The sequence below is a fragment of the Mesorhizobium onobrychidis genome (assembly GCF_024707545.1).
GTDB lineage: Bacteria > Pseudomonadota > Alphaproteobacteria > Rhizobiales > Rhizobiaceae > Mesorhizobium > Mesorhizobium onobrychidis.
Genome location: NZ_CP062229.1, coordinates 4,381,837 through 4,408,506 on the forward strand (window position 1 = coordinate 4,381,837; position 26,670 = coordinate 4,408,506).

The window sequence follows — 26,670 nt, forward strand, 5'->3', positions numbered from 1 at the left end:
GAAGACGTTTGGCTGCAAAATGCTCTAGCAGAAGGGGTCTTCGCCCCGCCGGCGATCAGACCGCCGAACCGTAGAGATCGTAGGCGTCGGCGCGGTCGATCTTGACCGTGACGATGTCGCCGGCACGCAATGGGCGCCGCGACTGGATATGCACCGAGCCATCGATTTCGGGTGCGTCGTATTTGGTTCGGCCCTTCGCCGAGGTACCATGGGCCTCGTCGATCAGGACTGGCAGGCGCTTGCCGACCTTCCTTGCGAGCTGCGTCGCCGAGATCTTCTGCTGGCGCTGCATGAAGCGGTGCCAGCGCGCTTCCTTGATCTCCTGCGGTACCTGTTCGAGGCCGAGATCATTGGAGCGGGCGCCCCTGACCGGCTCGTATTTGAAACAGCCGGCGCGATCGATCTTGGCTTCGTCCAGCCAGTCGAGCAGCATCTCGAAATCGTCGTCCGTCTCGCCGGGAAAGCCGACGATGAAGGTGGAGCGGATGGCAAGATCCGGACAGATTTCGCGCCAGCCGCGAATGCGGTCGAGCGTCTTTTCGCCATGGGCGGGCCGACGCATGTTCTTCAGCACCTGCGGCGAGGCGTGCTGGAACGGGATGTCGAGATAGGGAAGGATCTTTCCTTCGGCCATCAGCGGGATGACATCGGCGACATGCGGGTAGGGGTAGACGTAGTGCATGCGTACCCAGACGCCGAGCTTGCCGAGTTCCTCCGACAGATCGAGGAATTTCGCCCGCACTTCGCGATCGCCGAACATGCTGCTCTGGTACTTGATGTCGATGCCGTAGGCGCTGGTGTCCTGCGAAATGACCAGGATTTCCTTGACGCCGGCCTTGGCCAGTTTCTCGGCCTCGCGCAGCACGTCGGCCGCCGGCCGCGAGACGAGATCGCCGCGCAGCGCCGGGATGATGCAGAAGGTGCAGCGGTTGTTGCAGCCTTCCGAAATCTTGAGATAGGCATAGTGGCGCGGCGTGAGCTTGACGCCTTGCGGCGGCAACAGGTCGACATAGGGATCGTGGCTCGGGGGCGCGGCCTCATGCACTGCAGCCATCACGCTCTCGTAAGCCTGGGGACCGGTGATGGCGAGAACGTTGGGATGTTTTTCGCGGATGACGTGCGGTTCGGCGCCGAGACAGCCGGTGACGATGACCCTGCCGTTCTCCGAAAGGGCGGAGCCGATGGCAGTGAGCGATTCATCGCGAGCCGAATCGAGAAAGCCGCAGGTGTTGACGACGACCAGATCGGCGCCGTCATGCTTGCGCGCGATCTCATAGCCCTCGGCGCGCAGGCGCGTGATGATGCGCTCCGAATCCACGAGGGCTTTCGGGCATCCAAGGCTGACGAAGCTGACGCGAGGAGCGGACATAAAGGTTTTCCGGCTTTTCGGGATTGGCGGCGCAGTACCACACTTATTGCGGCATTGGTATGGGCCCGCGGCAACCGCGACGAAACGCACGATGAATGTATCGGTGCCGACGACGGAAGCGGCGGGACAGGCGGCGTTAGCTCACCGCGTTGTTCAGATGTGGCCAGACTTCCAGCGCGCCTCGATAGACCATATCGAGCGCGACATACAGGATGATCAGCAGGCCGATATAGGCAATCCAGCGGTGGCGGTGCAACAGCCTGGCGATAAAGCTCGCGGCCAGACCCATCAATGCAATCGACAGCACGAGGCCGATGATCAGCACGGAGAAATGGTCGCGTGCGGCACCAGCGACCGCCAGCACATTGTCGAGCGACATCGAAACGTCGGCGACGACGATCTGCAGTGCTGCCTGGCCAAGCGTCTTGCGCGGCGACTTGCCAGCCACGGCATTGTCATTGTCGAGATCGGCATTCGCCAGCGCCTCGGTCGCTTCCAGCTCGTCGGCATGCGAGGTGCGCAGTTCGCGCCACATCTTCCAGCAAACCCACAAAAGCAGGATGCCACCAGCCAGCAGCAGACCGACGATCAAGAGCAGTTGAACGGTTACTGCTGCAAAACATATGCGCAGCACGGTCGCCGCCAGCACGCCAATGAGGATGGCTTTCTTGCGCTGTTCGGCCGGCAGGCCGGCCGCAGCGAGGCCGATGACGATGGCGTTGTCGCCTGCAAGTACGAGGTCGATGGCGATAACCTGGAGCAGGGCCGAGAAGCCTGCGGCGGTAAAAATTTCCATCAGCTGGAATTTCCTTGCTTGGTCGCCAATCGTTCGTGCCCGGACGCCCTAACGTGTATGGTTCCCGCGCGTCAAGAGACGGCTTGAGAACAAGGCCGGCAAACCGCCTGATCGGAGTGGAAATCGCCGTGATCGAGATACGTTAGTGCATGATCCCGGAAACCGAAGACCGGTCTCCGAAAAGGATCATGGCCGATGTCGCGGGCGCCGACATTGTTGACGAAGTATCGAGCCGGCCGCGGATCATTGCGGATATCAGCGACCACGGTGCGGCCGGCGGAACCACAACTGGGGTTGAAGCACGCCGCCGTCGCAATAGATTTCGGGGGCCGAACAGTACGATGCCTGCGTACGATGCCTGCGAAAGTGCTCCTCACAGGAGAGGCTCGTGACGTCTGACGACAACACACCCGTCCTTTCCGGGGCGCCAATCCTTTCCGGGGCGATTGGGGAATACCGCGAGTTCGATCCTCCGGCCGCACTCGAAGGGCATTTCCAGTGTGTCTGGTCCAATACATTGCGCCCGGACGCGGGGAGCTTGTCGGCCGTGGTCCCCGACGGCTGCGTCGACATCACCTGGATCGACGGCGATCTGGTCGTAGCAGGCCCCGACGTGGCGGTTGCCCTGTCTGCGCTGACACCCGGCTCTACTGTGATAGGCACCCGGTTCCGACCGGGGGCGGCAAGCCGATGGCTCGGCCTGCCGATGTCGGAGATCGTTGGCGGCCGCGTGGCACTCAGCCACTTCTGGGGAGCACTGGCGCGCGAAATCGCCCAGAGAATTGGCGATGCGTCCTCCACGACGGAGCGGATGCGGGCGATGCAAGCCGCATTCTCCAGTCTTGCGCCCGATGTCGAGCCGCCGCCTCCGGACATGGGATTTGCCTTCAACGCGCTGAAAACGGAATCCGCCGGTCCGGGAATGGCGGTGATCCTCGACCGGCTCGACGTTAGCCCGCGAACGCTTCGCCGCCGCTGCCAGGAGGCTTTCGGCTATGGCCCGAAGACGCTCGACCGCATTCTCCGCTTCCAGCGGTTTCTGAACCTGGCGCGGCAGTCCGCCGAGCCGCGCCTGGCCGATCTTGCGTTCGAGGCGGGTTATTCCGACCAGGCGCATCTCACGCGCGAGGTGCGGCGCCTGTCGGGATTCTCGCCCGCGACGGTTCTGCGACAGCTCGGCGCCTGAGCTGGCCGTTTCGTTCAATACGCCACCGCCAACTCCGCCTAGTCTGCCTTCGTTGAAAGGAGGCAGATATGACGATCTACAAATCCCGCATCATCACCGTGTCCATCGACCGGGACTGGCGCGAAGTCTATGACTTCGCCTCCATCCCGGAGAATTTCCAGCGCTGGGCGGCAGGCCTCGGCAGGCGCTTCGAAAGATCGGGCGAGGAGTGGACCGCGGAGGATCCCGACGGCCGGTCCATCCGCATCCGCTTCTCCCGGCCCAACGAACTCGGTGTCCTCGATCACATCGTCTTTGCCGAGGGCAAGGAAACCCGCAATGCGGTGCGCGTGGTTCCCAACGGGACCGGCGCGGAGGTCATGTTCGTGCTCTTGAGGACGCCGGACATGACGGAGGGGACATTCGCTGACGACGCCGAAGCGGTGCAGCGCGACCTCAACACCCTGAAGGCAATGCTCGAACGCTGAGCTTCCAAAGACCCCGAAAGGAGAAGATCATGGCCAAATCCAGCAACGACAAGCGCATCGACTATGTCGAGTTTTCCGTCGGCGACATCGCGCGTTCGCGCGGCTTCTACGGCAAGGCCTTCGGCTGGTCCTTCAAGGACTATGGGCCGAGCTATTGCGAGTTCAACGACGGCCGCCTGACCGGCGGCTTCGCTCTCGGCGGCCAGAGCAAGGCGGCAGGCGGGCCGCTGGTGATCCTCTATGCCGACACGCTCGACGAGACCCAGCGCCGCGTCGAGGAGGCCGGCGGGAAGATCGTCAAGCCCGCCTATTCCTTCCCGGGCGGCCGCCGCTTCCACTTCTCCGATCCGGACGGCTACGAGCTGGCGGTGTGGTCGGACAAGTGAGGAAGCTGAAAGAGGCGCCGAGCCAAGCCCGGCGCCTCTTTCGCATGGTTTGCGCGGGGCCAGGGGGACTAATGCCGCTCCTAGCGCCAGGAGCGAATATTGAACACTGACTAGGCGAGCCACCAAGGTCCGATTGCGCGGCTGGTCGTCCCTGCACTGAACCACCTTAAGATGACAGCGCTACTGTTTAAACGATGTAACAATTATTGTCCGATGGCGTAGCTCGCATCGTATAAGGCTGGCTTGAGGACCATCGCATACCGCACCGCGCATGACGGAACAGACACGAACGACAGTACGGCAAAGGCTGTATGCTTTTTTGATTGCAGGCCTGGGCGGGCTGGCCGCATCGGCAATCTCGTTTTCGATGACGCTCTACGAAGCTGCCCATCCGCCAAAGGTGCCGGTTGTGCAAGCGGGCCAGCAGATCGATACCGGTCGCTGGTTTGTGACGTTGCGAACGGCACGTGTCGGAACAGTGCCGCCGACAGGCGTTCCCACATCGCAACCCGTACAGCTTGTGATGGTGGATCTGGATGTGGTGAACCGTTCCGCCACACCGAACAACGTGCTCTACCGCGTCGTCACGCTCAGCGCGCCGGCGCAAAAGCTGCCGATGCCGACGGTTTATCTCGATCGCGACAAGTATCTGGCGGGATACTTCAATCCCAACATGCCGGAACGCCTGACGATGGCCTGGGAGTGGCCGGCCGGTGTGCCCGTGCCGGACAAGGTGACGGTCACCGTCACCGGCCAGATCTACAAGCTGCGCGACAATCTTTACGGCGCAAGCGGGTGGTACGACCGTGATCCCGTTGCGACGGTCGATCTGCCGGTGGAGAAGGCGCTATGATGCGCATAGTGCGTTCGGCGCTTGCGCTACTGTTCGCTGCCGCCGTGCTCTACGGCATGCAGCATACGCGTCCGCTGTACAGCGACATTACATCGCCGATCGTCTCTTCGGGCGGCATGAACAAGCGTGTGGAGGCCAGCGCCTTCGCGCTTTCGCTGGACAGCGCCAGGGTGGCGCGTGTTCTCAACGTCGAGACCTTCGGGAAGTCAAAGACCTACACGACTTCCGGCGTATGGATTGTGGCCGAAGGCGAGGCCGAGGCGAAATTCGAGTCCTTGGGTCTCACATCGGGCGAGTGGCTGAGCCGCGGCGGCGTCCGTTATGTCCTGACCGACCGGGTGCCGGCGACGATCGAATTGATGCCGGGCGATGTCTACCAGCCCGGCCTCCCACGCCGCGTCCTTCTGGTGTTCGAAGTGCCGGAGGATGCCGTCGCCGGCGGGACCGTCGTGGTCGCACGCACAAAATTGCTGCCGCTCGACGATGAGATCCGCGTCACCACCAACGTTTCCGGTAAAGACATCGAGCCCGCGGTCACCATCCGCCGCAACGAAGAAAGGCCGCCATGGACAGTTCTCCCGCCAAGGTGACAACGCGGCGAGGCTATTGGCTAAGCATGATGGCGCTGGCGGTTGCACTGCCTGCCGCGCTCACCGCGCAGACGTGGGGAAGCATCAAGGACTGGCGCTCCCAACATTTGCGCCAGCCGGTATCTGGGATGTTGGGGCGACCGATCGATTATGCCGGCGCAAGCTGGACCGTGACGCGCCTCACCAGACTGGCAGGCAGCGAGGGGAGCGCCGTCGTCCTTGCCGAATTCGAAGCTCTCGCTGCTGACCCGAAAGCGCTCGGCGCCGTTCCATGCGAGGTGCGGCTTTCCGACGGAAGCGGTCGCGAATGGCGGCCAACCCTATTTGCCGATCCGGTGGTCAGGAAGCAATATCCGGAGGCCCAACAACGGTCCCTGTGTGGCGGCATGGCGTTCGCGGCGACCGAACCCGGCAAACCGGCACGGATGGCTGCCAGCTTTTCGATCCCGCCTGCGGCGAGCAGCCTCACGCTATCGATTGCCCTCTACTCGGCGCTGCCGAATTTTCTCAGCGTCAGCGAGCCGCGGACCTGATGCCACGCGCCTCGCCGGCCATGGCGACTGCAGTCTCGAGCACGGCCGCAAGCAGCGCGACCCGGACCGCGTCGAGCAGGATTCCTCCGTCGAGTTCGCTTGGGCTGCCGATGAACAGGCTGATGGTATCGGCGAAGATCTGCCCGGTCCCGAGATCATGCGCTCCGATCAGCCTTGTCAGGCCATACCATATCCAGGCGCCGGCCCACGAGATGGCCTGATAGGCGATGACGAAGGTGACAAGCGTGGCAAGTCCGGCACTGAGCGTCAGCTTGAGGCAAGTCCAGACCGGCGAGTAGCGGCTGCGGTAGCCGCCAACGAAGTGAGCCGTGAAATCCTTGAGCCACTTCCGCCAGGAGGTCGCGCGCGAGGGCGCAGGACCGGGAGCGGCCGGCGCGGAAAGTTCATAGCCGTTGATGATCGCCGCCATCACCAGCCAGACAATCGGCAGCAACGCGAAAAAGAAAAGATTCTGAAGCTGCTCGCCGAAGGGAAGCGGCCGGAATTCCACGGGAACGAACTGGCCGGCCGCAGCCGCCGAAGTTATCGGCGCAAGCAAATCGAGGCTGAGCTGTTGCAGCGCGGCGCCTGCGCCAAGCCAGCGGATGAGCTGGTCTTTCCATACGCCGAGCGCGTAGAGACCGATGAAGACCCAAGTTGCGTCCGTCGCCACGATCAGTAGCCGCCAGTACGGGTGAGAGGCGCGCGCATTCAGTCGCTTGGCGGCAAAACGCACCAGCCAGCATATGACGATCGACAGGACCACGCCGCTTGACTGAAGAATGGCGAAGATGTCGACGCTCTTGCCGAGATCGGCCTGGGCCAGCGCCATGCGCGAATATTCGCGAACCGTATCGCCAAGGAAACCCCAGGCGGCATAGTAGGCGAAGAACGGCAGGATCGCGGCCGCGGTAATCGCCAGGATCGGCTCGCGTTTTGTTTCGTCCGCTTGCTTTTTCGCTTTTTGTCTCAGTGCCGCGACCGCCGGCATGTGCGGCCGGAGTACCACGAACATTATGACCAGTACCGTCAGCTTAGCGAGAACCACCAGCGACAGTATGACCATCCCGCCTAACGGGAATTGGAGGCCGATCCTCACGGCGCCCTGAAGCAGCAGATCATGAGCGATCACACCGAGGCAGCCGACAAGCAACAGCTGCGGCCAGCACTGGGCAAGCAACCGCGCGGTTAACGCCAGCGGCCGGTATATGTCGTCAATCGTCGTGGTCATCGCGCGTCGGGTGGCTTTCGTGACTCCGGTCCCGGACTTTAAGACCGCGTTCGCCAGACGATCCTCCTCCATTCCTGTAGGCCGTTGCGTCAAAATTCAAACCACCTGGGGTTGAATTTGATCGTAGGTAACGCAAGTTTACCTCATCCGCTTTTCCGGGCTTGACCCGACGGGCCTGACGGGCCGCGCGCGTTGAGGTCAGCACCGAGCATGCTGATTTCTTTGTGCGCAACCTTGTCGCCATCCTCGCCGAGGAAAGGATCGGTTTTGCCGTCAAGCAGCCGGCTGCCTGACCTATGACGGCCGCATGCCACACGTACATCACGTCTCCGGGGAACAGCGCCCATGCCTCGCGCCAATCAGACCGGTTGTCATTCAGGACCGTTCCGGTTGCCAAACCTTCTGCGGGGATGCCGAGCCTCACGCGCCAAGCCGGATCGTAGCTGACGCCAAAAGGCGGGTCTGTGACCAGCAGATGCGGCATCACTCCGGCGAGAACGCGCTCGACATCCTTCGCATTGGTGCTGTCGCCGCAAATCAGCCGATGCTTGCCGAGCGTCCAGACATCGCCCGGGAGGGTGGTTGGCTGCTCCGGCGGGTCAGCACGCATCTGGATCGGTAAGGCCAGGTTTACCAATGTTGGTCAGGGCGGCAATTTCCAAATCGTCGAAGCCGGTGAGGGACAGATTGAAGCCAAGCTCGCCCAGGTCGGCCAGTTCGAGACCCAGCAGCTCGGTGTCCCAGCCGGCATTGAGCGCCAGCTTGTTGTCGGCTATGACCAAGGCTCTTTTCTGCGCCTCGCTCAGGCCAAGGAGTTCGATAACGGGTACTTGCTGCAAGCCGAGCTTTCTCGCTGCCAGGAGGCGGCCGTGGCCAGCTATGATACCGTTCGCGCCGTCGACCAGGACCGGGTTCGTCCAGCCGAATTCCCGGATCGAGGCGGCGATCTGCGCCACCTGGGCATCGGAGTGGGTGCGGGCGTTCTTCGCGTAAGGGATCAGAGCCGCGGCAGGACGGTACTCCACTGCGAGGAGAGGAGGAGCATTCTCGACGCCGCCGATTTGACCGACAGCAGGCGGAGAGATAGCAGCCCCATCCGCCACAAGCGCGAAAACGATAAGGGCTTCATCGCCGTGGTCCACCTGCATCGGAGTTCCTTTCCGTGCAGGCTCATCGGCCATCCGCCTGCTTCAAGTCCCGATTATAGCAGGGCCGCTATGTGTCTGTAATCTCTGCTGTTCTTCGTGGGAGAACGATTCTTTGCGAAGAACTTCGATCGGCCCATGCAACGGGGAGTCCTGCGCCGGTCCCGCCGCTTCAAATTTATAAAGCGGCGGGCTTGCTTCGGATAGTTAAGGCCAGGAGCGCCTCCGAAAGTCTTTTCTTCGCCCGCTCGACCCCGTTCTCGTCGATTGCCTCAACATCGAGGAACAAGTCGAGGCCAGTCGCGTGCTCGCTGATGACCTGAGGGCGCTGGGCAAGTTCACCCAGGAGGCCCTCGACTTCGTAGGGGACAACCTCCCGGCTGATCCCCTTCATGGCAATTGGTGCTAACGGACGCGCCCGGACAAGGTCGCGGACGAGCGCGTAAGTCTCATAGCTGAGGCAGATGCCGCCGGGCTCGGCAATCGACTGCAGACGGGCCGCCAAGTTCGCTTCGGCTCCGATGATCGTGTAATCCATCCGATCATCGGAACCGAAATTCCCAACATTGCAATAGCCCGTGTTGATGCCCATGCGAGTTCGGAAGGGCCGTTCAACTCCGCGGTCACGCCACACCCTGTTCAACTGCTCCAGCCGACGCTGCATGTCGACAGCCATGCGCAAGCAGGCTCTCGCGTCGTCCTCGATGCCTTGCGTCTCGGGGTCTCCGAAGAACACAAGAAGCGCGTCGCCGATGAACTTGTCGACGGTGGCGCCGTGTTTGAGCGCGATCGTCGACATCTCGGTGAAGTACTCGTTGAGGAGAACCGTCAGGTCCTCGGGCTGGAGCCGTTCCACGATCGCGGTGAAATCCTTGACGTCGGAGAAAAAGATCGTGAGCTTCTTGCGCTCGGTGGCGATGGTGACGTCCTTCTGGCCGCTGAAGATGCTTTTGTAAATTTGAGGCGAGAGATATTTGGCGATCTTCAATGAAATCGCGGCCAGGAAGTCGTTTGCCTCGGAAAGCTCCTTATTGATGCCCTGAACCAAGGCGGACTGCCGACGCTGCAGGAGAATGAACGTCAGGCCCGCCGCCGCAGCGAAGCCGAAATATAGGAGCAGATACTTGAAGGTGAGGACGTTCGCAGCGATAGGCTGATTGACTGATATCTCCTGGATCCCTCGGACATCCCCTACCTTCCAGTCCGTCTTGGGGCTGTCCGGGTGTGAGTTATGGCAGGTCACGCAGACTTGTCCCATTACAACAGGGGCCGCGGCGCGGACGTGCCGGTCAAACAGCGAACCCGAGACTTCGATGATCGGCTCCCTCGGGTTGGCGCGCAAAGCAAAGATTGCATTCCGCTCGAATATATCGAGCTGGTGGGGGTCGCGACCTTTGAAAGGTAGATCCGAGACGAACCGATATTTGACGGACCCGTCGTGAGCGCTGATGCGCTTGCCGAGTTCGATCGAGAGGGTTGCTGGAATAGGGATCGCACCTGGCACGTCCCGGTAGTTGTGCGTCGCGGTCACGGCGTCGTCTGCTTGCAGCACGCGTCCCACGACGTCGCTGCCGTAGAATCCGCGCATTTCGTCGATGATCCGGCTGATTTCGCTGGCTTGAGTGCGCAGCATCCGTTCCGACAGGTCTCGGAGGTCGAGCCAGGCTGCGACGGGCAGACCTATAAGGCCGAGGACCACTGCCGCCACCAGGAGCGGTCCCATGGTGCGCTGCTGACGCGCAATCTGTTCACCCAGTCCAGCCATCGTCCAAGCGCCCGGCCGTCATTAGTATCTGAATTATAGCTCATTCCCGGCACGGTACTAGCGTCAGTCTTGGCTCGATGAAAACACGTCAGCCCTGCAACGACGGACCGACCTTGAGCGGTTGTTGCTAAGCCCCCACCGTCACAGCGGATTTCGCATTTCTGGCGCTAGACGGGCAGTGAATCAGTGAAGGGGATGTCGCAAAGTCGGTTGTGGCCCGGAATGCGCTCCGCGATAACCGCTCAGGGGTCAGAAGTTCACTTTGGCAAGGTTGAGACTTCTGCGGCCGGAGAGCGCGTCGGAAAAGAAAGTGTCCCGCGAAGCGTATCCTTCGGCGCCCGGCCAACTGCGGACTGTTCTCACGCTTGGAGAAGGAACGCTCAAAGCCACTGTCCGACTCTCTAGGGGTATGGGACAGGGGACAGCGTTGAAACATGAACCCATTGGGAGTTAGCGGCTTGCCTTTCACGTCCATCCACGGGATTCATCCGTGTTCTGCAAAGCCACAAGGATGGAGTCAGTGGCCAGAACTTCTCGGCTCCCGAAAAGCTCCTTCAGATCATTCAGTAAGCTAACGCCGAGGCTGGGAGTGCTCTCGTTGGAAAGCGTCCAGCTGCTGGCCGAACGCGTGGACGTGACGGTGGACAGCCTTTCCATCCGCCTACGCACCAAGAGTTGGCCGGTCTTGCGGTCGATCTCAACCAGCGTCAGGATGTCAGGAGCGCCGCGTGATGTCCGATGCTGAGGTCAACGGCAACGCAAGCATCATCACAATTGAAGGTTCCGTTGACGCTTCGCAAGCGGGGAGGGCGCAAGCTGATCGTCGCGCCGGTTGGCCAGGAGCAATGCGCCGCCAAGGCAGAAACAATCAGTCACTCCTACGTCAATCGTCTCTTGCAACTGATGCTGCTTTCTCCGGCAATCGTCGAGACGGTCCTCGACGGGCGCCAACCCGCCACGATGACCACCGCTGATCTACTTCAGCCGGTACCGGGCGCAATGGCACGCACAAAGGGCGCTGGTATGTTAGGTCCGCTTTGCGCCGCATATCGACCATTGAGGTGACCGTTCCCACTGACTGAAAGCAGACATTGTTGGCGACCACTCTGGAGGTCGCGGCTGCGCCATGAGCGGTCCTTCAAGCCGCTGTTATGGAACGACCTGTGTGGGGCCGAGTGCGGACCGTCCGCAATCAGCGCGGAACTGTCAGAAAGCGGAAGTAGCGACAGCAGCAGATCGCTCACCTACCAAACGACGCGCGGTGAGACGGGCGGCACGCAAACGTGCTGTCAGGGCTGGGCGGAACGCCGCAGAGCGGCGTTCCGTGGCTTCGTTCACAAGTCTAGTTCTTGACCACGTCTTCCAGAAAGAACCGGCCCAGCGGATTCTGGTAGAAGTTCTCGATGTTATTACGCGAGACGTTGATGAACGGGCTGTAGTACAGATCGATCCAGTTGACGTCCTCTTTGGCCATCTTCTGCAGATCAGTGTACATTTGCTCGCGCTTGGCCGGATCCATCTCGATGCGCGCCGCCGCGACCAGCTCCTTGACCTTCTCGTTGTTGTAGCGGGTCATGTAATTCATGTTCGCGTCGTGGCCGAGAACGAAGGTGGTCTTCTGGTCTGGGTCGAGGATGTCGTTGGTCCAGTAGCCGACACAGATGTCATAGTCGCCGGCCACCAGCATGTCCCATTCCTGGCTCGGGTCGACCTTCTGGATGTTGACGGTGACTCCGGCTTTGGCGAGCTGCTGCTGCAGCAGCACGGCCGTCTGCTCGACGATCTCGTCGCCGGCCCGCACGACGTAGTTGAGCGTCAGGTCCGAGGCCCCGGCGTCGGCCAGCATCTGCTTGGCCTTTTCCGGATCGTAGGGCCGCTTCAGATTGTCGGCGTAGTAATAGAGTGCGCCCTTCGGGACGTAGGAGTTTGCGACCTCGCCGTAGCCGAACGTCACCGTGTCGACCACAGCCTGCTCGTCGATGGCCATGTCGAGGGCCTGCCGCACCTCCTTCTTCGCCAGCGCGCCATGCTCGTGGTTAATCAGCAGGTGATCCTCGCGGGTCGACGGGTCGAGATGGACGGTGAGGTTGGAATCCTTCTGCAGTTCGGCGACGCGTGAGAACGGCACAAAGATCGCGGTGTCGAGCTGGCCGGCCTGCACGTTCAGCATGCGGGTGTTATCGTCCGGCACGGAGATCCACTCGATGCCGTCGAGGCTGACACGATCGGCCTCCCAGAAATGCGGATTTTTCGCCAGGATGACACGGTCGCCGCGCCTCCATTCCGTGATGGTGAAGGCGCCAGAGCCGATGGGTGTTTCGGCATATTTCTCCGGACCGAGCGTCTCGAAGCCCTTCTTGGAAAGAACCGAGGCGATCGGGAAGGCCAGCGTCGCCAGGAAAGGCGCGGTCGCCTGCTTGAGTTTGATCGTGACGGTCTTTGGATCGGTTGCCTCGACCGTATCCATCACCTTGAAAGGATCCGCCCATAGCGAGCCCTCGTCATCCCTGATGCGGGTGAGGCTGAACACCACGTCGTCGGCCGTCAGGTCGGAGCCGTCCGAGAACTTCGCGTCGCGCAGCTTGAGCGTATAGGTGAGGCCGTCCGGACTGACCTCCCAACTCTCGGCGAGACCGGGCTCCAGCTTGGTGCCCGTCTTGTCGACGCGGATCAGCACGTCATAGACGTTGGCGAACACCCACAGGTCGATGTTCTGGGCGGTCTTGATCGGATCGAAGGTGGTCGAGTCTTCGCGCCGGCCAATCGTGAGTACGCCGGCGGCTTCTGCGAGCGTCGCCCCCAGGGACAGGCTGGTCATAACGGTGACCAAGCCGATGCGCATCCATTTGCTTCTTAACATCGGTATTCCCCTTTTTGTTTTGCCGTTGGTTTCAGTTTGCGACCCCGTCGGCCTGCGGGGTCGCCATCTTCGAGGGAGCAAGCAGCGGCTTGTCCGGATCGATATGCGGAACGGCGGCAATCAGTGCGGCGGTGTAGGCATGCTTCGGCCGGGAGAACACTTCCTCCGACCGACCTTCCTCGACGATCACGCCGCGGTGCATCACCACAACACGCTGGCAGAGATTGCGAACGATTGCGAGATCGTGGGCGATAAATATCAGCGTGAGCGACATACGTTCCACCAGTTCGCGGAACAACTCCACGATCTGCGCCTGGATGGTGACGTCGAGGGCGGCCACGCACTCGTCCGCAATGATAAGTTTCGGGTCGACAGCGAGCGCGCGCGCTATGCCGGCCCGCTGGCATTGGCCGCCGCTCATCGAGCGCGGCTTGCGGTCGAGGAACGCGCGCCCCAAGCCGACCAGGTCGAGCAGTTCGCCGCAGCGTGCCGGAATTTGCGCGGTCTCGATCTTGCCCTGTACCCGCAGGACCTCCGCCAGCATCTTGCCAACGGTAAGATGAGGATTGAGGGCGTTGTAGGGGTCCTGGAAAACCATGGCGGTTTGACGTCGCAGCATGCCGAGGACTGCGCGACCCGATGCGATGTCCGTACCATCGAACCGTATCGTGCCTGACGAGACCGGCGTAAGTCCAAGGACGGCGCGCGCCAGAGTGCTCTTGCCGCTTCCGGATTCGCCGACAATGCCGACCGTTTCGCCCGGCATGACACGGAGTGTGACCCCATTGACGGCATCAACCGCGCCTCGCCGGAACAGGCCGCCCGTGGCGAAGCGCACGTGCAGCTTCTCGATGTCGACCACCGGCACCGCTCCGGGTGCCCGGAGCTTCTCAGCCTTTGCCGGCATGTCCTCCTCCGGCAGGGAGGGATGACTGGTGATCAGCGAACGGGTGTAGGCATGCGCCGGCGCCGCAAGCAGACCGCGCTTCTCTCCAATCTCCACCAGTCGACCTTGCCACATCACCGCGATGCGGTCGCAGACTTGGGCGACGATGCCGAGATCGTGGGTGACCAGGATCACCGAGAGTCCACGCCTGGCGCGGATGTCCATCAGAAGCCGCAGGATCTGCGCCTGTATCGTCACGTCGAGTGCCGTCGTCGGCTCGTCGGCGATCAGGATCCTGGGATTGCTCGATAGCGCCGCGCCGATCATGGCGCGCTGGCGCATGCCGCCGGAGAATTCGTGCGGGTAGCTATCGTATTGCCGAGCCGGATCCGGAAACCCGACCTGGGCGAGGATATCCACCGCCGCGGCGCGCGCCGCCTTGGCGTCCAGCCGCTGGTGAAAGCGGATGCCCTCGGTGATCTGGTCGCCGATCCTCATGACCGGGTCGAGATGGCTGCTCGGATTCTGAAAGATCATGCCGATTTCACCGCCGCGCACCGCGAGCATCTCGGCTTCCGGCGCGGTCGTCAGCTCACGCCCGGAAAGAGTGATCGAGCCACCGCTGATCCTGAGCCGGCTCGATGGCAGCAGCCTAACGAGTGAGCGGCAGAGCAGGCTCTTGCCCGACCCGCTCTCGCCGACCAGCCCGAGCACTTCTCCCGGGGCGAGATCGAGCGACACGGCATCAAGCAGGGTACGCTCCCCGCCGTCACCGTCATGGACGACCGTCAGGTCGGTGACCTTGAGCAGCGCCGCGATCACTCGTGAACCCCGAACAAATCGGCCAGCCCGTCGCCGATCATGCTGAAGGCGAAGGCGAGCGTCACGATCGCAAGCCCCGGGAACAGTGTAATCCACCAGGCGGTGGTGACGAAGGCTTGGCCTTCCGCCACCATCACGCCCCACTCCGCGACTGGCGGCTGCACGCCCAGCCCGAGATAGCTAATGGCCGCGCCATTCAGCAGGACGAGGACCGCGTCGGACATCGCGAAGACGACCGAGCCGGCAGCGGCATTGGGCAGGAGGTGACGGAACATGATGCGCATGCGGCTGAAGCCGAGGCTGACCGCCGCAACCGCGTAGTCGTGGTTCTTGAGCACGAGCATCTGGGCGCGGATGAGCCGCGCGTAGGAAACCCAGCCGACGAGGGCTATGGCGATGTAAAAACTGGCCAGGCCAGGCCCCAGGATCGCAATGATCGACAGCATCAATACCAGGAACGGGAAGGCCAAGATGACGTCGACCAGCCGCATGAAGATGGCGTCGACTATCCCGCCGAAGAAGCCGGCTACCGTACCCAGCGTGGTGCCGATGAGAAAGGGGAAGATAACGCCGATGACGGCGATCTTGAGGTCGATGCGCGTACCCCAGATGACGCGCGAGAGGATGTCGCGGCCGAAATTGTCGGTCCCGAACGGGTGCAGCCAGGACGGCCCCTGGAGCCGTGCTGTCGCGTCCTGGGCGATCGGATCGTAGGGCGCGATCAGCGGCGCGCCGAGCGCGAGGAAGACGAACGCCCCAAGCAGGAAGACGCCGGCCGCCAGCGTACCGCGGCGGCGAAAGCGGCCCTTCCTGCCGAGCGCGGGCGCGGCCAAGGGCTCGCTCACAGCTTCACCCTCGGATCGAGAGCCACCGTGACGATGTCAGCCAGGAAGTTGATCAGCACGGTGGCGCAGGCGAAGACCATCGCCACGCCCTGCACGACCATGTAGTCGCGCGAGAAGATGGCGCGCACCAGCAGCTGGCCCATGCCGGGCAGCGCGAATACGGTCTCCACCACGACGGTGCCGCCTATCAGCCAACCTATGTTTACGGCGAGAAGGTTGACGGTCGGCACCAACGAATTTGGCAGCACGTGGCGCCAGAACACGATGCTCTCCGGCATGCCGCGCGCGCGCGCGGCAGTCGCCACGTCGGACTTCAAGCCTTCGACCATCGCCGCACGCAAGCTGCGCGCCAGAACGGTCGACAGCGACAGCGAGACAGTGAGGCTCGGCAGCACGAGATGTGCAAGCTTTTCAGAAAGCGTGTTGCCGTAACCGGACACCGGGAGAATGGCGAGTTCGACGCTGAACAGGATGATCAGCATCAGGCCGAGCCAGAAGGGCGGGAAGCCGATGCCGAAGGTGGAAACGATGCGGATAACTTGGTCCGCCAGCCTGCCCTGATTGCGCGCCGCGATCGCCGCCACCGGCACGGCGATCAATACCGACAGCACAACGCTGCAAAGCACCAGCGTCAGAGTGGGCTCGATGCGCGTGGCGATCAGCTTCAGCACATCGATCTTGTAGAGGATCGAGCGTCCCATCTCGCCGTCGGCGAGGTTGCGCAGGAAGTAGAAATACTGGGCGAGCATGGGCTCATCGAGGCCGTACTGCGCGCGGATGCGGGCGATCGCTTCGGGGGTGGCGCGGGTGCCGAGCAGAACGCGAGCGGGGTCGCCGGGGATCAGCCGGACAAGGATGAACGTGATCACGCTGATGCCGAACAGCACCGGCAGGAACTGAAGCGGACGGTATAGAACGAACTTATAGCGGTGCATGGCCCTGAGGTGTTTCCCCGTCCGCTCCCTTCCCCCTGCATTCCGCCTGCATCAGCCTGCCTTGTTGCGCGAGAGGAACCCCGAAAGGATCGGATAGTATGCAGCTGGGTTCTCGTAGAAGGGCATGTGACTCGCATTCGGGATGATGTGCAACTCCGACTGCGGCAGGCCAAGCTTCATGCGCAGACCACAGGCTGGTGTCAGTTCGTCGTGCTCGCCATGCGTGATCAGCACCGGCACCTTGATCCTGGGCAGGTCGGGCACCCGGTTCCAGTCCTTGAGATTGCCGATGTAGAGAAACTCGTTCGGACCTTGCATGGTCGCGTAGGGTCCCATGTTCCAGTCGTCGAGCGAGCGGCGCACCGGCGCCGGCCATTCGGGCAGGCGGCAGACATGGCGGTAGTTGAGGATCGTCACCGCCGCCACGTATTCCGGATGATCGTAGGTTCCCTGCGCCTCGTGCTTCTGCATCATCGATACGGTCTCGGGTCCCAGCGAGGCGCGCAGGCGTTCCAGTTCCAGAACAAGATGCGGCATGTCGGCGACGGTATCCTCGAGGATCAACGTCTGCAGGTTCTCCTGGTAGGCAAGCGCATAGTCGATCGCCAGCCAGCCGCCCCAGGAATGACCCAGCATGTGTACCTTGCCGAGTCCCAGTGTCTTGCGAACCGTCTCGGTCTCCTCGACGTAGCGCGCGATAGTCCACAACGAGGTGTCCGTCGGCCGGTCGGAGGCGCCGGTGCCAAGCTGGTCGAACGCCACGACCCTGTATCCCTGGTCTACCAGGCAGGAGTGCGATTCGCGAAGGTAGTCGCAAGCCAGGCCAGGCCCGCCGTTGAGGCAGAACACCGTCTCGGTGCTGGAGCCGAAGCTGTAGGCGACGACCTTAAAGCCGTCGACATTTACCTCGATGCGATCGTCGGCCGCCATCTCACGCCACATGATACGCTCCGAATGCACAGCTTTTAGGCATGCTCATACTTTAAGCGAAACGTTGGGAGTGCGTCAGCTATAAGAAGTGATAGGGTGGGTCCGGGAGGATGTCGGCGGAAGAGCTCATGCTGGACGAAATCACAACGATCAGGCGGCGTTTCACTCGCCATGGCACCTTGGACGAATGCATCGACGAGGCGTTCGCCGCCCTGTCCGCTCTAGGCTACGACGCGCTGGTCTACGACTACACGCCCATCCCGTACGATCTCGACGGCGCTATCATGATCCCGTCGATGCTCAAGCTGCGTAACATCGATGACGACATGCGCGACTATTGGTGCGATCGAGGTTACTTCCGCATCGATCCGGTGCAGATCGTGGCGGCGCGCAGCTCCACCCCGTTCGCCTGGAGCTACGACAAGGAGATCGACACCGAGATAGGCGCGCTCCTCGACGAGACTACGGAACCCGTTGCGCGCTATCTGCGCGAGCGCGACCTCACTAGCGGCGTCACGATCCCTATCCACATGCCGCGCGGCGGCTATGCCACGGTTACTGGCATCCGCCTCGGCGCGGACGAGATGGTAGATCGGGATGCGGGAACCATCGCGCGCTTTAGCTTGCTGGCGCATGTCTTCCACGACACGGCCTACGCTCTCTACGACCGATCGGCTCTCAGTCCGCTCCTGCCGTCCTTGACTGAGCGCGAGCGCGAGTGTCTCCGCCATTCGGCTCATGGCCTCTCTGCCAAGGAGATCTCGCGCGTCATCGGGCGCTCGATTCCTACGGTCGTCATGCACCTCACCGCCGCCGCCAGGAAGCTGGGCGCCAGGAACCGCACGCAGGCCGTCGTTCGCGCCGCGCATTTCCGCCTGCTCGACAACTGACGAAAAGACCCTATCACTTTTCATAGCTGCCCCTCTGACAGGCTCGCCCTATGATGCTCGCCGCAACGAGGAGAGCCGTCGTGCCGGAAGCGAAGGAAGGCCATGTCGCGTTCGCGGCTACCGCACTTGGTACCGCATCACCGGCAACCTGGATTCGCCGAGGCTCCCCCTGGTTGTCGCCCATGGGGGACCAGGCTGCGGCCACGACGATGTCGACGGGAGTTTTGACCGGCGAGGAAACCGCTTTGTTCTTGTTGAGAAGCGGCTGTATCGTGAAATCAGCACCCATGACAGTCCGCAACTTGTCAGCGGCGTGGGGAGGCTAAGACCCGGAGCCGTGCCATGTCATCGGATAACCATCTCCGGCCGAACCCGAAGCGGAGGCCTAAGGTGGCTTCCTCGGTTTCAGCTAAGCCGGCCGCGCCGGAAGCGCGGGAGCCCGGGCCGGACGCCCGCAAGACGGTCACCATCCTCTTCGCCGACATCGTCGATTCCTCGCGGCTTAGCCTCTCCCTCGATCCCGAAGCGCTCCGGAACCTGCTCTCCCGGTACTTCGGCGAGTTGAGCGCCGTCGTTCAACGGCACGGCGGAATCGTGAACAACTATATCGGGGACGCGATCATGGCTGTGTTCGGCATGCCGTTCGTCCACGAAGACGACGCGCTGCGCGCGGTGCGGGCAGCGGTGGAGATGCGCGAAACACTTGCCATCCTTAACCACGAGCTCGAAGCCGGTTGGGGCGTCCGCCTTATGAACCGAATCGGCATCAACACCGGCGAGGTGATCGCCGGCGACCAAACGCAGGGATACTTGTCAGTCGCCGGAGAGGCCGTCATTGTCGCGAAGCGCCTTGAGGAGGCAGCGACGGCGAATGAGATCCTGATAGGGGAGCCGACGCACAAGCTCGTGCGCGATGCGGTCGTCGTCGAGCCGAGCGGGCCGCGCGCACTCAAGCGCGGCGCGACCATCCGCGCCCTCGTCGTGTTAGAAGTCCTCGCCCACGCCCCGGGCGTTGCGCGCCGCTTCGACTCGCCTTTCGTCGGGCGCGAACGCCAACGAGCCTTGCTTGAGACCGTCTTCCGCAACGCGGTCGGCGATAGAACCTGCCACCTGGTCACCATTCTCGCCGACGCGGGTGTGGGAAAGTCGCGGCTCGTACGGGAGTTCACGAGCGGCCTTGCCAAGGATGTCACAGTCTTGCACGGCCGCTGTCTGCCCTATGGCGAGGGCATCACCTATTGGCCGCTGGCCGAGATCGTCCGGGAGCTTACCCGCGCGGAGGGACCGGACTCCGGCAAGCAGCTCGCAGCGGTGATCGAGGCGCGGCTCGCAGGCGACGAGAAGGCCGGGCTGATTGCCGAGCGTGTGACCGGGGCGCTCGGGCTTGGCGGCGCGAGACAAGGGACGACCGAGGAGACCGCCTGGGCCGTCCGGAGGCTGTTTGAGGCGCTCGCGCGAGCGGGGCCGCTCGTCGTTGTGGTGGACGACGTCCATTGGGCCGAGTCGACATTCCTCGACTTAGTCGAGCACGTCGCCGACTTCTCACGCGATTTCCCGATCCTGCTCATCTGCATCGCGCGGCCGGAGCTCTTCGACTCGCGTCCTGGCTGGGGGGCCGGCAAACGCAACGCGACGTCGATCGTCCTCGAGCGGCTCAGCGACGCGGAATGCCGCGAGCTGATCTCCAACCTGCTTGGCCCCGCGCCGCTGCCGCCCGCTGCCGAGTCGAGGATCGCGAGCGCGGCCGAGGGCAATGCGCTCTTCGCTGAGGAACTCGTGGCGATGCTCATCGACGACGCGTTGCTCAGGCACGCGCCCGACAGCTGGGTCGCTGCGTCGGACCTCGTTGAGCTGCCCGTCCCCTCGACTATCAACGCGCTTCTCGCTGCCCGTCTCGAGGGCCTCCCGTCCGTCGAGCGCGCCATCCTGACGGCCGCAGCGGTCGAGGGCTCAGTATTCCATCGGAGCGCCGTCAGCGAGCTCGCCGGCCCGGTGCTCGACACATTCGAGGACGGCTTGCTCGCGCTCGTCCGCCGGGACCTGATCCGCCCGGAGGCGCCGTTGTTCGCCGGCGAGAAGGCCTATCGCTTCCGTCACGTCCTGATCCGCGACGCCGCGTATCGCTCCCTGCCGAAGAATACGCGCGCCGACCTGCACGAGCGCTTCGCCGCCTGGCTCGAGCTAGCGGCCGCGGACCGGCTACGCGAGTTTGAGGAGATTGTCGGCTATCACCTCGAACAGGCCTTTCAGTACCGTGTCGCGCTCGGTCCGCGCGACGTGCGCGCGGCCTCGCTTGCCGCCCGGGCGTGCGAACGGCTCGAGGCAGCCGGGCGGCGGGCGCTTGTTCGCAGCGACCTGCCGGCGGCGATCAGCCTGCTTGAGAGGGTTTCCCGGCTGCTTCCCACCGATGACACACGGCGGATCGCGCTGCTCGCCGAGTTGAGCGGCGCGCTGATCGAAAGCGGCCGGCTGGACGACGCCGGGCGCGCGCTGGACGAGGCGGAGCGCTTGGCCGCTGCCGCTGACGACCAGCGCTTGGCAGCGCATGTGCTCGTTCAGCGGCAGTTCCTCCGGATCTTCCACGGCGAAGAGGGCGGGCTGGAGGAGGCGGCACGCGCGGCAGCTGCGGTGATCCCGGTCTTCGAGCGCCTCGGGGACGACCTCGGCCTCTGCCGCGCACGGCGGCTCGAGGCCTGGCTATCCTTCACCGCGGCTCGCGGCGAGGCCGCCATTGCAGCTTGGGAGCAAGCTGCTGCTCACGCGCGACGTGCGGGGGATTGGCATGAGTACTACGAAATCCTCACGTGGATCGCTTCCTCCTTGTGGTTCGGGCCCACCCCGGCAGCCGAGGGCATCCGCCGTTGCGAGGCGATGCGCGTGCAGGTGGGCGAAAGCCCCGAGTCCGAGGCAGCGATCCTCCGCCAGCTCGCGTGCCTCAACGCGATTGTCGGCCGCTTCGCGATTGCCCGCAGGCTGATCGCGACGAGCAACGCCACCTACGCCGACCTCGGCCTTACGCTCTACGTGGCGTCCTCAGAGCACGAGGCCGTCATCGAGCTGCTCGCCGGGAACCCCGCTGCGGCCGAGACGAGCGCGCGCGCGGCGTATCGCGCGCTTGAGGAGATGGGCGAGCGCGCGTTCCGATCGACGATGGCCGCGTCCCTCGCCGTGGTGATCCTCGAACAGGGACGCGACGAAGAGGCCGAGGACTTTGCTAAACTCAGCGCCCAGCTGGCTGCGAGCGGAGACCTGGTGACGCAGGTCCGTTGGCGCCGCGTGCGCGCACGCGTGCATGCGCGGCGGGCAGAATTCCGGGCGGCGGAAGCGCTCGCGCGCGAAGCAGTGACGATCGCCGAAGCGACCGACTTCGTCAACGACCGGGCGGATGCACTGGTCGACCTGTCGCACGTGCTCGAGGCCGCCCGCCGAGGCGACGAGGCGGTCGCCGCTGTGTCCGGAGCGCTGCATCTCTACGAGCTGAAGGGAAACGTGGTCGCCGCGGCCGCGACCCAGCTCCGCCTAGGCAAACTCGTCAAAATGTGACACCGTCGGGAGGCGGCAAGGGGCACCGCCCGCACCTGCTTGTGAACCGCTCTGGATCGGAGGTGATGTGATGCCACCGAACTTCGATACGATCGACGAGCATAAATTTGCCTCACCGCTGGCCCCCTAGAGCTAGACCGGGCGAGACAGTGCTGAGGCTCGATACTTGGGTCCTCCAGCCGGGTGGCGCCTGCATGGGCTTTTCACGTCAAAGAGTCTATCCTCGCACTAAAGCCAGGGATTCGACGTTTTCACGGCGTTAAAATTCCGCTCTACTGGTTCCCGTTTCCCTGGCTGAGTTCTGGAATCGTTGCCGGATTCTCTGGAATGATGGCGATTCTGGCAACGCGAAACCTCCGGCGCGGTCTGGCTCTCGGTCTGCCGAGCGGACAGGGCATGGCTAAATCATTCGGCATCGCGCCGATGACCGCGGCGCAGCTGAAATCCGGGTTGCCGGCGGCAGAAGTGGCTGTGCTGAATTCCAGCGGCGGCTTGCTGCTGAAAAAGACGCCTCTGTGGTATTACGTCCTTCGCGAGGCTGCGGTCCTTGCCGGCGGAAATCAGTTGGGTCCGGTTGGCCGTAGGATCGTGGCGGAGACGTTTGTGAGGATGTTGAAGCGGGACGCGTCATCCTATCTGAACGTCCCCGGTGGGTTCACACCTATTCTTCCTTCGTCCATGCCTGGAGACTTCACGGTGGCGGATTTGGTGGCCTTCGCCGGGGTAACGCAACCATAGAGATCGCGTTGCGAACGCCGATGACGGACCTTCAGCCGCGCTGACTTCATCTGCGATCTGGTCCAGATCCAGTTCACCGGTCCCCCTGGCAAGCCGCTCATGCAGTATCGTCGCAACTTGACGGTCCCGCGAATTTTTCCGCTCGCCTCTGTTCGATGAATAGCCGCTTTTTGACCCGTGTTGGTCATTCCGAACCAACACCGACTGCCTTGAGCCGCCGGACCTTTACTTTTTTTTAAAAACGTCCTCTATAGCTTCCTTAGTAGATTTCCCCTCGTTAACTTGCTGCTCAACTTCCGCGAGCCGTTTTTGGGCCCTGCCGATCGCAGCCTCAATCCCCGTCTTCATGTTCTCAAGGACCTGGACCTGATTTTGGAAACTCTTCATATAAACATCGTCGATGGGCATTTCATTCCTCCATCTATGCCGCGCTCGATAGTTAGCGGCCGTTATGCAAGCCAGACTATTTCATACCACCATTCGAATTCAGTGGTATTGGGATTTGTGGCGGTATCCCGATAAGCCAAGAGCGCGATCCCCAGTGCGAATCCGCTCGTGAATTTTCCGTATGCCCACCCCGGGTCGTCTGCCTTCCACATAGTATACGGCCCCGCCCCCCAACCTGACCAATGTGGAGTGTGGCCTGAGCTTTGACTGGGGCCCACATATTTAATCCCGTCGAACGGAAACACGGCTCCAGCGTCAGCCTGCACAACCCAGGCGTCGACCCACCTGGGTTCTTCGGAGGGGTTGAGGCCTGTGATCGGACCCGTCGGCCACTCGACCCGACCATTGTTAAGTGTCTGCTCAGTGTCCCAATTGGCTGCCATGACATATCTCCAATCGCTGCCGGGCGACTCGCCCGGATTCATGAACAAGAGATCATATGCTCGTCAACTATGTACCATTTCTTCGAAATCGGCTAGGTTATACATTAGGTGTAGGTAATGTGCCGTAGGCGCTCGCGCGCGAACTTCTGGAACGGGTCCGACTGCTACCGTTCATTGGGGATGCCTCGAACTTCCGCAGATGGCGCAATCGCGGCGTCCAGAATGGTCGCCAACAATGTCTGCTTTCAGGCAGTGGCAACGGTCACCTCGGTGGCCGATATCAGGCGCAAAGCGGCCATTCGCTACACGCAAGACATAGGTCGCCAATGGGTCAAAACACGTCGGCAAGCGTGACCCGTTTGGAATGTCGGCTTTCAGAAGCAGCGAAAGTACCCCCAACGACCGAGATTGGGGCGCAGCGGACGGATAGCCTTTGCACGTAAAATGCAATCGCACGGTTCGAGGGGTACCCACGAGCCAAGGAAAATTGAAGCCCAAATCAACGCGCCTAACCAGTCGCGCTCGGAAGCCGATGGGAGAGCGGAACCTCCCTTGTCGGGCACCAGCATGGCAGAGCGGATTCTCGATCACTACTTGAAAGCCGCGACGTAGTCCTGCGGTGTGGCAATCGGCTCGCCTGCAGGTATCGAACCAGCCAAGGCAGCAAAGTCCGCCAAGTTGCGCATCAGGATCGCCGGTCGGCCTTCGCAGCCATCAGCGAGCAACATGCCGACATCCGAGATGGCGGCTGAGGAAGTCATGATCGCCTGCTGGGCACCATTGAACTCCTCCTCGGTTGTGCATACCCCGACGACATTGCCCCATTGGTCGACGACGCAGCCCGGCCTGTTCAAGATCGCGTTGAGCCCAAAGAGCACTGCCCGCTCGGCATCCTCCTGATTGTCGGCCTCCCCACTCATCGCCCGTGCGGTCGAAACCTGCGCCATGCGAGTGAAGAAGCCCACGATCGACGTGGCGTCCCCCGAGCTTGGGGTACGACTCCAGGGCACTGATCTTTGATGCGTTCCAGCGTCGTCTGGTAGTAGGCCATGTCGTCAAAGCCCTGCCAGGCCACATCCTGCCATTGCCGGTCGAGCAAGGCCTGGGTGATGTCCGGGCGCGACAGGTTCGATGGGTTTTCCCGTTCGCGGTACGCCTGGCAGTTCTTAGGCGGCTGAGCTCTGCCGGAACTGCATCGGCTTCAAACGTTTTGCGCGTAAACGCGGCAAGCGCATCCCGGCCAGCGACGGACGGAGGCAGTTGCTCGACCCATTCGCTCAGCCTCGCCTCGGAGCGACGCACCATGTCGAGCGACAGGGCGCGGGAGCGATCGCGGTATGCGGTGTGCCTTTGCGACAGGTCATCCATCGGTCTCGCATGCCGCTGGAGCCGGTCGCCGATGTCGTCGAAACGGGCGAGGTGTCCGAAAGCTTCATAGCCGGCGCCAGCATTGTCGGAGAGCGTCGCCTCAGCCTCGTCGAGAAAGCCCGGCCACAGCAGTCCCGCACGTTCGGCAGCGGCGGCCTCGTACGCGTCCTGAAGTGCTGCGGAGCCGGCTCTGGCTTGATAGGGCTGGAGCGCCTGCTGATGCTCACGGAGCATGCCGTCCAGCTGCTCGAACCGCCTCGTACGTCGATGGCAGGGAAGCGAAATTCCTGGCCATGCCTTCGGCGATGCGCAATTCAAGCCCTCGCCGAGCGTCGAGAAGCTGTGCCTCGAATTGTGCTTACGATCGGGGGGACTCAGCAACCGAAGCCAGCCTTCCGTGTTGCGCGAGGTCTGCTCGCGCTCGCGATCCGCAAGCTCCAGGCTCTGTGGCTGTGCCGGAAGTGCCGCGATCTCCGCGAGCTTGTCGTCCAATGCTTGCTGCTGCTTCCTCGTGACAAGCGGTACCTGCTCGGCGATCAGCCAGTCCTCATAGCCGCCCGCGCTATTCAGCGAAGCCCGGAGGGGTGAAGGCACCCAGTCCTGGACCTTGGAGGCCAATGTCCGATCGGCAGCGTCCATGCTCTCCGTCAGCATTTGGCGGCAGATCTGTGCCAGGGTGTTGATAGTCATGCTGTCGCCCGGCCGGAAGTGTTCAGGGGCTTTGCCCAGCACCCGGAGCATGCCGTCCACGTCGGTGATGGCGCTCGAGAGGGCCCTGACGTCGCCGAACTGGAGCAGGGTTTGCTCGGCCAGCCATTCGGCATAGATCCGGCAACGGGGCGCATCGAGGTCGTGGTCGCGCTGGCTGCGGACATGGAACAGCAGGCCATCGAAGTTCTGCGTACGGTTCGGCTTCGGCGGTTCGGGCTCGAGTGCGAAGCTCGTACAACCCTGTACCCCAAGAACCTGACCTGAATACTCTCCCCTGGAGGCATCCAATCGTCCCTCAAGTGTAATCGGCGTGCGCCCTTCCATCGCAGGTTGCAGCACCCAGGCGGACGGATCGATGCGCAGCCCGTCTGCGTGCAGCGACACGGGAGTAACCTCGAGGATGCCTGCCGGATAGTACCGCACCATGGAACTGCCGAACTCCATCCGTCCTGACGTCCCATTTGCATTGATGGCGAGCTTCAGGAATACCGGCCCGCCCTTACATTCGTAGTACCCATAGAGATGCCGGGAGCCATCGGGTGGAGGAGGCGGATCGAACCGCCCAGCGTTGGCCTCGGCGAGCGTCTTACCCAGCGCCTCCATGGCATCAAGTCGGGTGAAGACCGCGGCGATGGCCCACAATGCGATGCGCTTCTCCTGCGAGTCGCCGAGAGGAGCAAGCAGCCACCCGCCTGTCGTTCTCTGCGTGCGCTGCACGGTCTTGGCCAAGGTCTTGGACTTGGCGTCACGCTGCCTGCCCAGGATGTTGGGGCAGGGTGCATTGGCGGAGGGACCATCCGACTGTGCTGCAAAGCAAACGGGCTGTCAGTTTCACAAGCACCAGCAGCGCGCTCGTATCGATGCTTCTGCAATCGTACCCGAAGTACTAGTCAGGATGTTCTGGCTACTCTAGTTTCCCAGCGCTACCCAGCCGTAGGGAATGGCGCTTACGGCTTCGGGTATTTGCCAGCCTTTTTGAGCGGCTATGCTT

The 26,670-nt window shown here is 62.7% G+C and carries 24 protein-coding genes and 1 pseudogene; 11 read left to right on the plus strand and 14 right to left on the minus strand.

The features are described 5' to 3' along the window. Positions 1 to 55 precede the first annotated feature (55 nt). A complete protein-coding gene (gene rimO / locus IHQ72_RS21740; protein ID WP_258117146.1) occupies positions 56 to 1,369 on the minus strand; it encodes a 30S ribosomal protein S12 methylthiotransferase RimO in 1,314 nt (437 codons plus the stop codon). A 136-nt stretch (positions 1,370 to 1,505) separates the two neighbouring features. Continuing rightward, the gene (locus IHQ72_RS21745; RefSeq protein WP_258117148.1) at positions 1,506 to 2,165 is read right to left on the minus strand and encodes a TerC family protein; all 660 of its coding nucleotides are present in this window, start codon (positions 2,163 to 2,165) and stop codon (positions 1,506 to 1,508) included. A 388-nt stretch (positions 2,166 to 2,553) separates the two neighbouring features. On the opposite strand from IHQ72_RS21745, the gene IHQ72_RS21750 reads away from it, so the two are divergent. The 6 genes from IHQ72_RS21750 to IHQ72_RS21775 all read left to right on the plus strand — a co-directional run bounded on the left by IHQ72_RS21750 (position 2,554) and on the right by IHQ72_RS21775 (position 6,180). After that, a complete protein-coding gene (locus IHQ72_RS21750; RefSeq protein ID WP_258117150.1) occupies positions 2,554 to 3,351 on the plus strand; it encodes a helix-turn-helix domain-containing protein in 798 nt (265 codons plus the stop codon). Between the two features lie 68 nt (positions 3,352 to 3,419). After that, positions 3,420 to 3,818 (plus strand): SRPBCC family protein, encoded by a 399-nt coding sequence (locus IHQ72_RS21755; RefSeq protein ID WP_258117152.1) that lies wholly within the window; start codon positions 3,420 to 3,422, stop codon positions 3,816 to 3,818. Between the two features lie 29 nt (positions 3,819 to 3,847). After that, positions 3,848 to 4,204: a VOC family protein gene (locus tag IHQ72_RS21760; protein ID WP_258117153.1), complete on the plus strand. Its 357-nt coding sequence runs from the start codon at positions 3,848 to 3,850 to the stop codon at positions 4,202 to 4,204. 319 nt (positions 4,205 to 4,523) lie between these two features. Further along, positions 4,524 to 5,057, plus strand: coding sequence for a hypothetical protein (locus IHQ72_RS21765; protein ID WP_258117154.1), 534 nt, complete (start codon positions 4,524 to 4,526; stop codon positions 5,055 to 5,057). Then, a complete protein-coding gene (locus IHQ72_RS21770) occupies positions 5,054 to 5,647 on the plus strand; it encodes a hypothetical protein (protein ID WP_258117155.1) in 594 nt (197 codons plus the stop codon). The genes IHQ72_RS21765 and IHQ72_RS21770 overlap by 4 nt, the downstream gene beginning before the upstream one ends. Continuing rightward, a complete protein-coding gene (locus tag IHQ72_RS21775) occupies positions 5,623 to 6,180 on the plus strand; it encodes a hypothetical protein (protein ID WP_258117156.1) in 558 nt (185 codons plus the stop codon). Before IHQ72_RS21770 ends, IHQ72_RS21775 begins: the two co-directional genes overlap by 25 nt. Here the strand turns inward: IHQ72_RS21775 and IHQ72_RS21780 are convergent. The 4 genes from IHQ72_RS21780 to IHQ72_RS21795 form a co-directional block, all read right to left on the minus strand. Then, positions 6,161 to 7,411, minus strand: coding sequence for a hypothetical protein (locus IHQ72_RS21780; RefSeq protein ID WP_258117157.1), 1,251 nt, complete (start codon positions 7,409 to 7,411; stop codon positions 6,161 to 6,163). The genes IHQ72_RS21775 and IHQ72_RS21780 overlap by 20 nt on opposite strands. Beyond that, positions 7,395 to 8,021: a hypothetical protein gene (locus tag IHQ72_RS21785; RefSeq protein WP_258117158.1), complete on the minus strand. Its 627-nt coding sequence runs from the start codon at positions 8,019 to 8,021 to the stop codon at positions 7,395 to 7,397. The genes IHQ72_RS21780 and IHQ72_RS21785 overlap by 17 nt, the downstream gene beginning before the upstream one ends. Next, positions 8,011 to 8,559, minus strand: coding sequence for a ParB/Srx family N-terminal domain-containing protein (locus IHQ72_RS21790; RefSeq protein ID WP_258117159.1), 549 nt, complete (start codon positions 8,557 to 8,559; stop codon positions 8,011 to 8,013). Before IHQ72_RS21790 ends, IHQ72_RS21785 begins: the two co-directional genes overlap by 11 nt. Before the next feature lie 175 nt (positions 8,560 to 8,734). Next, a complete protein-coding gene (locus tag IHQ72_RS21795; RefSeq protein WP_258117160.1) occupies positions 8,735 to 10,321 on the minus strand; it encodes an adenylate/guanylate cyclase domain-containing protein in 1,587 nt (528 codons plus the stop codon). Positions 10,322 to 11,107: 786 nt separating this feature from the next. Here IHQ72_RS21795 and IHQ72_RS21800 point away from each other — a divergent pair. Further along, positions 11,108 to 11,386, plus strand: a complete 279-nt coding sequence (locus IHQ72_RS21800) for a hypothetical protein (protein WP_258117161.1) — start codon at positions 11,108 to 11,110, stop codon at positions 11,384 to 11,386. 277 nt (positions 11,387 to 11,663) lie between these two features. On the opposite strand, the gene IHQ72_RS21805 is transcribed toward IHQ72_RS21800, so the two are convergent. From IHQ72_RS21805 to IHQ72_RS21825, 5 genes are read right to left on the minus strand one after another with little or no spacing between them, the layout of a single operon-like run. Continuing rightward, a complete protein-coding gene (locus tag IHQ72_RS21805) occupies positions 11,664 to 13,163 on the minus strand; it encodes an ABC transporter substrate-binding protein (protein WP_258117163.1) in 1,500 nt (499 codons plus the stop codon). Positions 13,164 to 13,212: 49 nt separating this feature from the next. Continuing rightward, complete coding sequence (locus IHQ72_RS21810; protein WP_441338653.1) at positions 13,213 to 14,859, minus strand: dipeptide ABC transporter ATP-binding protein; 1,647 nt, start codon at positions 14,857 to 14,859, stop codon at positions 13,213 to 13,215. A 26-nt stretch (positions 14,860 to 14,885) separates the two neighbouring features. Next, positions 14,886 to 15,734: an ABC transporter permease gene (locus tag IHQ72_RS21815; protein WP_258117167.1), complete on the minus strand. Its 849-nt coding sequence runs from the start codon at positions 15,732 to 15,734 to the stop codon at positions 14,886 to 14,888. Beyond that, positions 15,731 to 16,669 (minus strand): ABC transporter permease, encoded by a 939-nt coding sequence (locus IHQ72_RS21820; protein ID WP_095491566.1) that lies wholly within the window; start codon positions 16,667 to 16,669, stop codon positions 15,731 to 15,733. Before IHQ72_RS21820 ends, IHQ72_RS21815 begins: the two co-directional genes overlap by 4 nt. A 51-nt stretch (positions 16,670 to 16,720) precedes the next feature. After that, positions 16,721 to 17,611 carry a proline iminopeptidase-family hydrolase gene (locus IHQ72_RS21825; protein ID WP_258117171.1) on the minus strand — a complete coding sequence of 297 codons (891 nt, stop codon included), beginning with the start codon at positions 17,609 to 17,611 and terminating at the stop codon, positions 16,721 to 16,723. Between the two features lie 116 nt (positions 17,612 to 17,727). Between IHQ72_RS21825 and IHQ72_RS21830 the strand changes: the two genes are divergently transcribed. The 4 genes and pseudogenes from IHQ72_RS21830 (at position 17,728) to IHQ72_RS21845 (ending at position 22,770) form a co-directional block, all read left to right on the plus strand. Next, on the plus strand, positions 17,728 to 18,489 hold the full coding sequence (locus IHQ72_RS21830; RefSeq protein WP_258117172.1) for a LuxR family transcriptional regulator: 762 nt from the start codon (positions 17,728 to 17,730) through the stop codon (positions 18,487 to 18,489). A gap of 112 nt (positions 18,490 to 18,601) precedes the next feature. Beyond that, positions 18,602 to 18,718: pseudogene (locus tag IHQ72_RS21835) on the plus strand (proline iminopeptidase-family hydrolase); the annotation flags it as partial. Between the two features lie 161 nt (positions 18,719 to 18,879). Next, entirely contained in the window at positions 18,880 to 22,032 is a 3,153-nt protein-coding gene (locus IHQ72_RS21840) for an ATP-binding protein (RefSeq protein WP_258117173.1), read from the plus strand. 327 nt (positions 22,033 to 22,359) lie between these two features. Beyond that, positions 22,360 to 22,770: a peroxidase family protein gene (locus IHQ72_RS21845; RefSeq protein ID WP_258117174.1), complete on the plus strand. Its 411-nt coding sequence runs from the start codon at positions 22,360 to 22,362 to the stop codon at positions 22,768 to 22,770. 225 nt (positions 22,771 to 22,995) lie between these two features. Here the strand turns inward: IHQ72_RS21845 and IHQ72_RS21850 are convergent, their stop codons facing one another. The 3 genes from IHQ72_RS21850 to IHQ72_RS21860 form a co-directional block, all read right to left on the minus strand. Beyond that, on the minus strand, positions 22,996 to 23,178 hold the full coding sequence (locus IHQ72_RS21850; RefSeq protein ID WP_027151090.1) for a hypothetical protein: 183 nt from the start codon (positions 23,176 to 23,178) through the stop codon (positions 22,996 to 22,998). A gap of 1,012 nt (positions 23,179 to 24,190) precedes the next feature. Then, the gene (locus IHQ72_RS21855) at positions 24,191 to 24,328 is read right to left on the minus strand and encodes a hypothetical protein (protein ID WP_258117180.1); all 138 of its coding nucleotides are present in this window, start codon (positions 24,326 to 24,328) and stop codon (positions 24,191 to 24,193) included. Further along, positions 24,315 to 26,321 (minus strand): hypothetical protein, encoded by a 2,007-nt coding sequence (locus tag IHQ72_RS21860; protein ID WP_258117181.1) that lies wholly within the window; start codon positions 26,319 to 26,321, stop codon positions 24,315 to 24,317. Before IHQ72_RS21860 ends, IHQ72_RS21855 begins: the two co-directional genes overlap by 14 nt. Between the last annotated feature and the right edge of the window lie 349 nt (positions 26,322 to 26,670).

Coding starts and splice junctions, on each gene's coding strand:
- IHQ72_RS21775 (WP_258117156.1), top strand. CDS start 5,623: ATGGACAGTTCTCCCGCCAAGGTGACAACGCGGCGAGGCTATTGGCTA.
- IHQ72_RS21825 (WP_258117171.1), bottom strand. CDS start 17,611: ATGTGGCGTGAGATGGCGGCCGACGATCGCATCGAGGTAAATGTCGAC.
- IHQ72_RS21780 (WP_258117157.1), bottom strand. CDS start 7,411: ATGACCACGACGATTGACGACATATACCGGCCGCTGGCGTTAACCGCG.
- IHQ72_RS21745 (WP_258117148.1), bottom strand. CDS start 2,165: ATGGAAATTTTTACCGCCGCAGGCTTCTCGGCCCTGCTCCAGGTTATC.
- IHQ72_RS21850 (WP_027151090.1), bottom strand. CDS start 23,178: ATGCCCATCGACGATGTTTATATGAAGAGTTTCCAAAATCAGGTCCAG.
- IHQ72_RS21760 (WP_258117153.1), top strand. CDS start 3,848: ATGGCCAAATCCAGCAACGACAAGCGCATCGACTATGTCGAGTTTTCC.
- rimO (WP_258117146.1), bottom strand. CDS start 1,369: ATGTCCGCTCCTCGCGTCAGCTTCGTCAGCCTTGGATGCCCGAAAGCC.
- IHQ72_RS21855 (WP_258117180.1), bottom strand. CDS start 24,328: ATGTTGCTCGCTGATGGCTGCGAAGGCCGACCGGCGATCCTGATGCGC.
- IHQ72_RS21805 (WP_258117163.1), bottom strand. CDS start 13,163: ATGCGCATCGGCTTGGTCACCGTTATGACCAGCCTGTCCCTGGGGGCG.
- IHQ72_RS21820 (WP_095491566.1), bottom strand. CDS start 16,669: ATGCACCGCTATAAGTTCGTTCTATACCGTCCGCTTCAGTTCCTGCCG.
- IHQ72_RS21830 (WP_258117172.1), top strand. CDS start 17,728: ATGCTGGACGAAATCACAACGATCAGGCGGCGTTTCACTCGCCATGGC.
- IHQ72_RS21845 (WP_258117174.1), top strand. CDS start 22,360: ATGATGGCGATTCTGGCAACGCGAAACCTCCGGCGCGGTCTGGCTCTC.
- IHQ72_RS21755 (WP_258117152.1), top strand. CDS start 3,420: ATGACGATCTACAAATCCCGCATCATCACCGTGTCCATCGACCGGGAC.
- IHQ72_RS21770 (WP_258117155.1), top strand. CDS start 5,054: ATGATGCGCATAGTGCGTTCGGCGCTTGCGCTACTGTTCGCTGCCGCC.
- IHQ72_RS21785 (WP_258117158.1), bottom strand. CDS start 8,021: ATGCGTGCTGACCCGCCGGAGCAGCCAACCACCCTCCCGGGCGATGTC.
- IHQ72_RS21790 (WP_258117159.1), bottom strand. CDS start 8,559: ATGCAGGTGGACCACGGCGATGAAGCCCTTATCGTTTTCGCGCTTGTG.
- IHQ72_RS21795 (WP_258117160.1), bottom strand. CDS start 10,321: ATGGCTGGACTGGGTGAACAGATTGCGCGTCAGCAGCGCACCATGGGA.